Source organism: Streptomyces sp. NPDC102274, from assembly GCF_044766385.1.
GTDB lineage: Bacteria > Actinomycetota > Actinomycetes > Streptomycetales > Streptomycetaceae > Streptomyces.
In genome coordinates, this window is the sequence record NZ_JBIWLW010000088.1 from 1 (window position 1) to 8,029 (window position 8,029).

The following is an 8,029-nucleotide window of genomic DNA, read 5'->3' on the forward strand; positions in this document are numbered from 1 at the left end:
GGCTGGATGCGGGTGCTGATCTGCGGGGGCAGTGGCAGGGCTGGGTCGAGGGCATGCTGGAGCGGGCCGAGCGGGAGGGTCTGCTGGCGGGCGGGATGTCCTGTGAGAGGGTCGCGCCGACGATCGTGGCGGCCACGGTGGGCTTCGAGGTGCTCGGTTCCAGGGATCCGGAGTGGCTCTCCGGGCAGAGGATGGCCCGTTTCTGGGAGCTGATGCTGCCCCGGCTGGCGGCGGCCACGCCCTGACCGGGACCAGGCGCACGGCCCGGCCACACCCCTGACCGGCGCACGGCCCGGCCGTGCCCCTGGCCGGGGCCGGGTGGTGGCTCTGTCGGGGATCTTGGTGTTTTCCGGTGCGGCAGCGTGGTCGGCGGGCATGGTCGGGGCTGTTTCGAAGGCCGGTGCGGTTGTCGAGGTGTTTGTTGTCCGTTCGTCCGCGTTCCGGTGGGCGGGTCCTGTCTGTGACCTCGCGGGTCGCGCGGGCGGGCGACGCGGGCGGTAGGGCGGCGGTGTGGGTGAGAGACCGGCTGGACGGGCTGTGGCAGGACGAGGACTTCGGCGACTGGTACCGGCGGGACGGGCGCCCCGGCCTCTCACCCGCCCAGTTTGCCATCGTCTGAGTGCTGCAGTTCCTGCTCGGTCTGTCGGAGCGTCAGGCCGCCGAGGCGGTGCGCTGTCGTATTGACTTCGGGTGTGCGCCGGCCATGGAGCTGGACGATCCCGGTTTCCATCACGGCGTGCCGGCCGGCTTCCGTGAGTGCCTGGCCCAGGGCGTCCGTGCCGACCGCCTCCTCGGCCTCGCGCCGGTCCGTCTCAAGGACGCCGGGCTGGTGTGCGGACGCGGCACGCGGCGCAGCGGCACGCGGCGCACCGATTCCACTCACGTCCTGGCCGCGGTGTGCGACCTGATCCGGCTGGAGTTGATCAGCGAGGCGGTGCGCGCCGTGCTCGAAGTGACCGCAGGCACGGCCTCGCATCTGCTGGCAACGACGCCTTACGGCTGCCTGGGCATCTCCGGCAGCACGGGGCAGGCCGCGTGCTCGGTCCCCGGGGCCGGGCCCTGGAATGCGCCGGTTGCCGGTGGCGGCGTCCTCGTCCGCTGGCCGGACGTCGTCACCGCCGTCGCACCAGACCTCGCCGGCCACGTCCGGGCCGTGCGGTTCGACCCGGAGACGGGGCAATTGGGTGTCGTCCCCGCCGCACCCGCCTACGGTACAAAGCTGCGCCGGAGCACTCCGAAGGTGGTCGCCCACGCCAACCAGGCGGTCCCGGGTGCGGCAGTGACGACGGTCCATGTCCTCGCGCCCGGTTCCATGACTGCCTCGGCAGCGTCCGCTGCCGGCCCGGCACCAGCAGCCGGGGACGGGGCGGAGACCTCAGCGCTCACCGGCAAGAGGGCGTCCGAAGGCTATCGCCGCGTGCTCGCCGCACACCAAGCCGCCTTGTCCGCGCGTACTGCCGACCCGGAGGTCCCGACGGACACCGGCCGGCACAACGCGAGCCCCCGTATGCAGGAGCCCGGTGTTCGGTGACGGTCGGGCCGCGATCGAACGACTCCCGGAGCAAGGCGCGCTCTGCTTACACGTCCCACGCCCGGGCACTGCGGCGCCTGGCCGCTGAACGCGCGGGCCTGGTGTCCGGCCCGCGCCCGGGCCGGAGCATTCCGTATGACGCTTCTCCTGCACGGTTCAGAGATTCTCGCGACCGGCGGACCCTCCCCAACGGCGGAGGTCTGGGACAGGCCCAGGACCCGGTCCGTACCATCGAGGCCCAGGGCATGGTGGAACGGGGCTGCACCCCGAGTACTGAGTGCGGCCCCGACCCGTACGCGATGACTCAAGGCTTGTCGGCGATGAGCCGCGGGTGGTGCGATTTCAACCGGCCCGGATCGTCCTTCGGGTACCTCGCCGCCGGTTGCCTCGCACGGGCGGCTGCGGCGGAGGTCCGGAGGCGAACGGGGCGATGTTCTTCGAGCGGGCCGGAGGCGGCACCGCGCCGACCGGCTTGCTCGGGGGAAGCACCACCACTGTGGGGCCGGTCCATGTGGCCCGCACCCACTCGCCCCGCACATAACGGCGAAGCGCGGTCTTTGCCTCCTCCAGCTGGCCGCGGGTGTGCTCCAGTTGCGCGCGGGTGTATGTCAGCTCCTTGTCGGCCCGGGCCAGCTCGTGTTGTACCTCCCCCACTGCCGAACGCACCTCGCCCTTGCTGAAGGCATTCACGCGCTCCCAGGCGTCCTTCCACTCCTCCAGCCGGTTCTCCGGGACATTCCCGCAGTACCGGACGAAGTTCAGCAGCAGGTCCCTGGCGGGCATCCGTCCTTGCAGAACGGCGCCCACGGTGCTCTTCGGCAGCAGGCTCACCTTGTTCTCGACGTCGACGTACGCCATCTCTTCCAGTTCCCGCAGCGTGGGGCTGCCGTTCGCCCGGCACATATCCTTCATCGCGTGGACGAGCTGCCACGGCTCGGTAATGAACAGCGGCGGCAGCACCACAACGCGCGGTGCCCCGACAACGCGGGCGGCCTCGTGCCGGTCGGCACTGGTCCACAGCCGCCTCGCTTCGCGCTCATCACCCCCGCACACGCGCGTGAACGCCAATACGGTCTTCCACTTCGGCAGCGTCTCGCCCTGCGCCGCCCGGTACAGAGTCGAACGAGTGACCGACAGGCCCCTCTCGACGGCGGTCTGTGCCACCTGGCCCCAGCTCATCCCCGACCGCCGGCGCAGCGACTCAAGCCACCGCGCCAGCGTCTCAACGGGGTTGTGCTGTGCCAGGGCGCTGGATGCGCGCCCCATCGGCTCTCCCCTTACACCCGGTGGGGAGAGAAGACGGTGACCAGGCTGCGGACCAGTGCCTTACCCGTCAGCCCGCCGGCGACGACGGTCGTGACGACCGTTTCGATGGTCATCCCGAACGCCAGCAGCCCCGCGGTGATGAGCAGGACGACCACAACCACGACCACGGCCGGGGCCGGCAGCACCTGGCTGCCGGCCCCAGACGGGCCCTCGACACACGTGGCGTGCGCGGGCACGTTCCTCTTCAACTTGTCTGCCTCCTCGGCTTGTTGCCACTCGACACCGAGGCCCCCGAGCAACATCCGCCAGCCTGTGCAGGGCTGACGGATAGGGCGCCTCACCCTTACCTTCGAGCCCTTCAACGAACGCCGACAAGACCGCTCTCCCGCGCCGTTTCATCCTGTCCCAACTGCTATGGAATGAATTCCGAACATCGCCCCAGGCCACCGCTCCTCCCTCACCCGGGAGGAGTGAGGATCGGGTATCCCCGTGTCCCGCTTCTGCGGCCCGTCGAGCCTTGAAATCAAGGGCTGTCCCCTGCTGGTATGGGTCCACAACGTGCTGCGGGCGACGCTCCGGGGCCGTATGGCCCAGGCCATAACCGAAGCCTCGCGCGGCCGACGTGACCCGATGAAAAGGAGGCAGGCATGAGTACACCGATTCGCACGACGGGGGTGGGTTCGCCCGCCTCCAGCACCGCTACGAGCCCCTGGAACCTGGCCATTCGGACCCGTCCGCGACGCAGAGCGCCGACTTGAAGCTGTCCGGCAGCCATCCGGCCCAGACGCGGGCTTTTCTGATTCCACGTCACCGGGACACGGCTGCACTCCTCCGCCGAGTTTCACCACCCCCTATGCCCTCCGGCGGTGTCTGGGCAGGCGTATGCCGTATGCCCTCTCCGTGCGTGCGGATGCGGCCCGGTGGCTTCGTGCACTGGCCTTCCGGCGGGTATCCCGATCGGACCCGCGCTTCCCGACTCCGCGTCTTGGGGACAGTGCTGCCCTCGTCCGCCGACTCGCCGCGCCCTCGTGTGCCCTCGATACATTGGCGGAGACGGCCAGAGGTTTTCCTGATCTGCGGCTTCCCCGGCCGTTGCCACTCGACACAACAGGGGAAACCGGTCGTGCGCTGTTGCAGCGGCGGACGACCACGGGCGGGGCCCGCAGCGCCGGGCCCCGCCCGCTCAACACCCTCTCGGGCTTGAGGAACGGTAGTTCAGCGGCCGGGATAACGGCGGCCGGCTGCGCTGCCGCGGCTTCGGCGCGCGCCTTGGCAGTGGCGGCCTGCCAGGTGAGGACCTGCTCCCACTCGTGTTCGCGAACCGCCACCTTGTCGGTCACGTCCTGGTGCAGCTGGTGCTCGGTGACCGTACGGCGCTCGGTCTCGCAGGCCCCGGGCATCGCGGCGTCGACGGTGGCCGCGACCGCGCGACGCCGCATACGGCTTCTCGCCCCGCGGCTACCGTCACCAGGCCCACGGCAGGTTCGCCCTCAGATACGAGGCCATCAAAGTCAGTGCGGCCACTGGGGACCGTGATGTAGACGCATCGTCAAGGAGTGTGGACTCTCGGATATCGACGTTCTGCCCGACACCACGGCAATATCGCTCCCGTCACCACTACCTGCCCTTGGGAAGCGCCTGGGGGCCCGTGGCCCGACGGGAGAAAACATGAAGATGAAACGAGCACTGGTCGCTTTGGCGATGACGGTGGGAGCGGTGGGAGTACCACTGGCGACGGCCACGTCGGCGCAGGCCACACAGTCCGATTGTGTGAATTACCTGACCGGCAAGGTGATCATCGGGCCAAAGGTCCGGCACGCATGCAGTCACGCTGCGACTCTCGGCATCTATAACCCTGCTTGTTATCAGGACCTCCGGGACGCCGGAATGACGAACATCGGCGTGATCATTACCGCCTGTAACCGCGCGTAGGCGACCCGGTATCGGAAAGCTTCTCCATACCTGCCGTGAGGGTTCCGAACCGCGTCGGCGGTTCGGAACCCTCATACGTGCAGCTTGGGCTTTGGAAAGATCTTCTCGAACAACTCCTGCCGAATCGAAATCCCTCACCCGGGAGGCTTCTTCCATGGGGGTTACTCAGGTCCGATGAGATCAGCGTGACGCGCTCTCAGCTCTCTGTTAAGCCTCGCCGGGTCGCCTGACCGGCTGATCGCTTGAACAGCAGGACCAGGAGTACGAGCAGCGCCGGGCAGCCGCCGGGTGCAGCGAGCGGCAGCTACTACGAGCATGAGGCGGTGCCGCAGGCGGCCGGCGGCGACATGGTGTTCGTGAACCTCTTCCGCGCCCCGCCCGGGGAGCCGATGAGGTACCCCAGCACCTACGCCGTATAGATCTGGTCGGCACTCACCGGGTGCTCGCTACGGATACTCACACCGCCCCAACGAGCCCTTCATGCCCGTTACGGGGCTTGGGATCAGAACACGCACTAAGCCGCGGTCAGCCTGCATGCCGTGATGACATGGCTCTCTTTCACGCCGGTATCAGTCAGTATGCCTGGGCAGAGAAATCTTTCGATGCCGTTCCAGTCGCCATACGCGCATGCGTCGGCCCGTCGTTCCGTCAGCGTGTAGCCACGGTCCACCAGGTACGTCATGCAATCGGATGGCAGCGCTTGAGCAGCGGGAGCGACTGTCACGGCAGCACCGACCGCCAAGGCTAATGCGGATCCCGCAACCGCCAAGCGCTTCAGGACGGACACGTGGGCCTTCCCCGTGGTCGGGCTGTCGGGCAGGCTGTCAAAGACGCTCGATTGGGCATTCACAGTGAACTCCTCTGCGGTCGTTCGTGGCTTCAACCCCTTAAGACGGCTCACTGCGGCTCGCTGTGACATCCAACGAATGCGACGTACGCCTGCCCCGCCTGGACTGCTGACTCTGCCGGGGTGGTATACGGGCGCCTGTGCAGGCGTACCGTACGGGACAGGAAGGAGGCCACGACCATGGACGCCACCCTCAAAACGGTCATCGGCGGCGAGCTTGTCGAGCTGCCGGGCACCATCGCGGCTATCCGCGCCACCATGGACGCCGACCGGGCCGGCGACTTCGACCGCGAGATCGAGCACCTGCCCGCAGCCGATCTCCCGGCCGCCCTGGTGCGATCACTCTCCCGTGGAAGAGGGTGCTCTCGCCGCTGAGCCACAGGCGCTCTCACCGCCTGTGCGGCTGGAGAGAATTCCTGTACCAGCGCTGAAGTACGCCCCTTTGTCTTGCGGTGATAGATCCACCCACGGTGCTCTGCCCACAGCAAAGCGCGGTCCACCAAGATCAGGCAGACGCCGACTGTCACCACGATCACGGCGATTCTCATGCCGCTGGAACGCAGCGACCTCCTGCCGCGTTCCAGGCTCCAGCAGCCGGTATGGCAGTACGGCGAACGCAACTTCCGTGTAAGCCAGGACGTTTGAGAATGCCGTGGGCCATCGTTCTCAAGTGACGTGGCAACCCGGCAGGTCAGCAGCCCGCTGTCTGTCAGATGCGCTGTGACACGAGGCGGTTGGCTGGTCGGTGGGTGTGCTGGTTTTTCGGCGACGCCGGCGGCGGCGTGCCACGGCGGTGACATGCTGCTGGTTATGCATGAAGATCTGTGGGAGATGACAATACCGGGGGTGTGGGGACGTGTTGCGTGTGCCTGGGCGGTCACTTTCGCCGTGCTTCATTTTTACTGGGCGCTGGGCGGCAGTTGGGGCCTGAGTGTCTCGGCGGGGCCCCTGGCCGAGGAGCGCCCGGGATGGTTCGTGGTGATGGGCCTGTGGGGCGTGGGAATGCTGTGCCTGGTCGGCGCTGTACTGGGATGGCTTCTCGCCGGGGCGCGGCCTCGTGGCCTGGCAGGGCGGGCGGTCAAGGCCCTGGGCTGGTGTGTCTGCGGCCTGCTGCTGGTGCGCGGCGTCGCGGTCGAGGTGCTGCTGCTGACCGACACAGCGGGGCAGGAGATGGACGTAAGCCCGGAACAGCGGCTGTGGACGTTGGTGCTGTGGAATCCCTGGTTCCTGGTCGGCGGTCTCGTCTTCGGTCTGGCTGCACGGGAGTCCGGAAGCGCGGAGGGCCCGCGCAGCGGCGCCGCCTGACAGCCCGTCGGGGGACGCGGGCGGGATGTCCAGGATCGTGGCGTGAACGACGAACTGGACACCTGCCGATCGCGCTGTACGTGAAGTTCGATGACGAACTGGAGGTCAGCCGCCTGGCGTCGATGTTTCCGTATCTGCCGCAGCAATCCGGGTACAACAAGCGCCTCAAAGCGGCGCTGCCCCTGGTGAAGAGGGCGATACGGATGCCGGCAGGGACACGGACTTCTGGTTCGACGTCCACTGGATTGCCGGCTCCACGCCGGTGCCATGCGGTATGTCGCGCCCGACGGTGAAGCGGTCGGACCTTGGGCACGGACATCGACGAGTCGAGCGCAATGCCGGCCGTCCGTACGAAGTGACGGCGCTGCGCCCGCCGACCCGCGCGGAGAAGGACGAGGCAACCGGCGCGTTCAAGCGGGCGTTCAACGACGAGGCGCTCGTTTTACCGGCGACGCTCGGATCCGGGACATCACCCAGGGCCGGCCGCCCGTCTTCACGGACCGGCTGTTCACCGCGCGGGAGCAGGGCGCCACCGAGCAGCAGGCTGCCGGGGTGGAGTGGGGCGGGGCGAGGTCGCGTTCGCGTTCGAGGGTGGGGAAGTAGTTCCAGCGGATGTCTCAGGGTGCGGGTTTGCAGACGCCGCATGCCGTCGCCCACCCGTGCTTCACGAAGGCTGCGGCCTCGGTGGCTCTGGCTGGGGTGAGGCGTCCCTCGGCGGTCCAGCAGCCGGCCCGGTGGAGGACCAGGGCGCGCTGGTCCGGGGTGTCGTGGCGCAGGGCCTGGAGCACCCATGCCGCCGTGTCGTCGGCGGGGGACCCGGGGCACGGCTGGGCCGCACCCCGGGTCGGCGCCCGGCGCGGATCCTGGCCCCGGTGCGGATTCCGGCCCCGGCCCGGCGCCCGGACCGGGGGCCGGGGGTTACGGATCGGGGGTCGGCGGGTGGGGTTGTGGGTGTGCCGCACGGGAACGGACCTTCCGTGCTGTTTCCTCTCCCGGGGTGGGTGCTTCCCCGGGGTGCTCGCGGCGAAGATGCACCCCCTTTTTGGTGTTATTCGTGCGGGTTGTGCTTCTGTGGGGTTTGTTGAAGGTCTGGTGGGGTTCTGGAGGCTCGGTGGGGGGTGGTTTGGGGTGGTGTGGGTGGCGTCTCG

At 68.6% G+C, this 8,029-nt stretch carries 10 protein-coding genes and 1 pseudogene; 7 read left to right on the plus strand and 4 right to left on the minus strand.

Annotated features, from left to right (window positions below):
* The 3 genes and pseudogenes from ACIRQP_RS41455 to ACIRQP_RS41465 all read left to right on the plus strand — a co-directional run.
* A pseudogene (locus ACIRQP_RS41455) lies at positions 1-245 on the plus strand (hypothetical protein); the annotation flags it as partial.
* A 215-nt stretch (positions 246-460) separates the two neighbouring features.
* Positions 461-619 (plus strand): hypothetical protein, encoded by a 159-nt coding sequence (locus ACIRQP_RS41460; RefSeq protein WP_403900514.1) that lies wholly within the window; start codon positions 461-463, stop codon positions 617-619.
* Positions 620-1,531, plus strand: coding sequence for a DciA family protein (locus ACIRQP_RS41465; RefSeq protein ID WP_403900516.1), 912 nt, complete (start codon positions 620-622; stop codon positions 1,529-1,531).
* 342 nt (positions 1,532-1,873) lie between these two features.
* On the opposite strand, the gene ACIRQP_RS41470 is transcribed toward ACIRQP_RS41465, so the two are convergent.
* Together ACIRQP_RS41470 and ACIRQP_RS41475 are read right to left on the minus strand one after the other, a co-directional pair.
* Entirely contained in the window at positions 1,874-2,797 is a 924-nt protein-coding gene (locus tag ACIRQP_RS41470) for a helix-turn-helix domain-containing protein (RefSeq protein WP_403900518.1), read from the minus strand.
* Between the two features lie 11 nt (positions 2,798-2,808).
* Positions 2,809-3,045, minus strand: coding sequence for a hypothetical protein (locus ACIRQP_RS41475; RefSeq protein ID WP_403900520.1), 237 nt, complete (start codon positions 3,043-3,045; stop codon positions 2,809-2,811).
* A gap of 1,420 nt (positions 3,046-4,465) precedes the next feature.
* Between ACIRQP_RS41475 and ACIRQP_RS41480 the strand changes: the two genes are divergently transcribed.
* A complete protein-coding gene (locus tag ACIRQP_RS41480) occupies positions 4,466-4,729 on the plus strand; it encodes a hypothetical protein (protein WP_403900522.1) in 264 nt (87 codons plus the stop codon).
* A 242-nt stretch (positions 4,730-4,971) separates the two neighbouring features.
* Positions 4,972-5,148: a hypothetical protein gene (locus ACIRQP_RS41485; protein WP_403900524.1), complete on the plus strand. Its 177-nt coding sequence runs from the start codon at positions 4,972-4,974 to the stop codon at positions 5,146-5,148.
* A gap of 95 nt (positions 5,149-5,243) precedes the next feature.
* On the opposite strand, the gene ACIRQP_RS41490 is transcribed toward ACIRQP_RS41485, so the two are convergent.
* The gene (locus tag ACIRQP_RS41490; protein ID WP_403900526.1) at positions 5,244-5,579 is read right to left on the minus strand and encodes a hypothetical protein; all 336 of its coding nucleotides are present in this window, start codon (positions 5,577-5,579) and stop codon (positions 5,244-5,246) included.
* Between the two features lie 177 nt (positions 5,580-5,756).
* Between ACIRQP_RS41490 and ACIRQP_RS41495 the strand changes: the two genes are divergently transcribed.
* Both ACIRQP_RS41495 and ACIRQP_RS41500 read left to right on the plus strand, forming a co-directional pair.
* Positions 5,757-5,951 carry a hypothetical protein gene (locus tag ACIRQP_RS41495; RefSeq protein WP_403900528.1) on the plus strand — a complete coding sequence of 65 codons (195 nt, stop codon included), beginning with the start codon at positions 5,757-5,759 and terminating at the stop codon, positions 5,949-5,951.
* Positions 5,952-6,464: 513 nt separating this feature from the next.
* The gene (locus ACIRQP_RS41500; protein ID WP_403900530.1) at positions 6,465-6,881 is read left to right on the plus strand and encodes a DUF3995 domain-containing protein; all 417 of its coding nucleotides are present in this window, start codon (positions 6,465-6,467) and stop codon (positions 6,879-6,881) included.
* 617 nt (positions 6,882-7,498) lie between these two features.
* On the opposite strand, the gene ACIRQP_RS41505 is transcribed toward ACIRQP_RS41500, so the two are convergent.
* Positions 7,499-7,843, minus strand: a complete 345-nt coding sequence (locus ACIRQP_RS41505; RefSeq protein ID WP_403900532.1) for a DUF6233 domain-containing protein — start codon at positions 7,841-7,843, stop codon at positions 7,499-7,501.
* Positions 7,844-8,029: the final 186 nt, after the last annotated feature.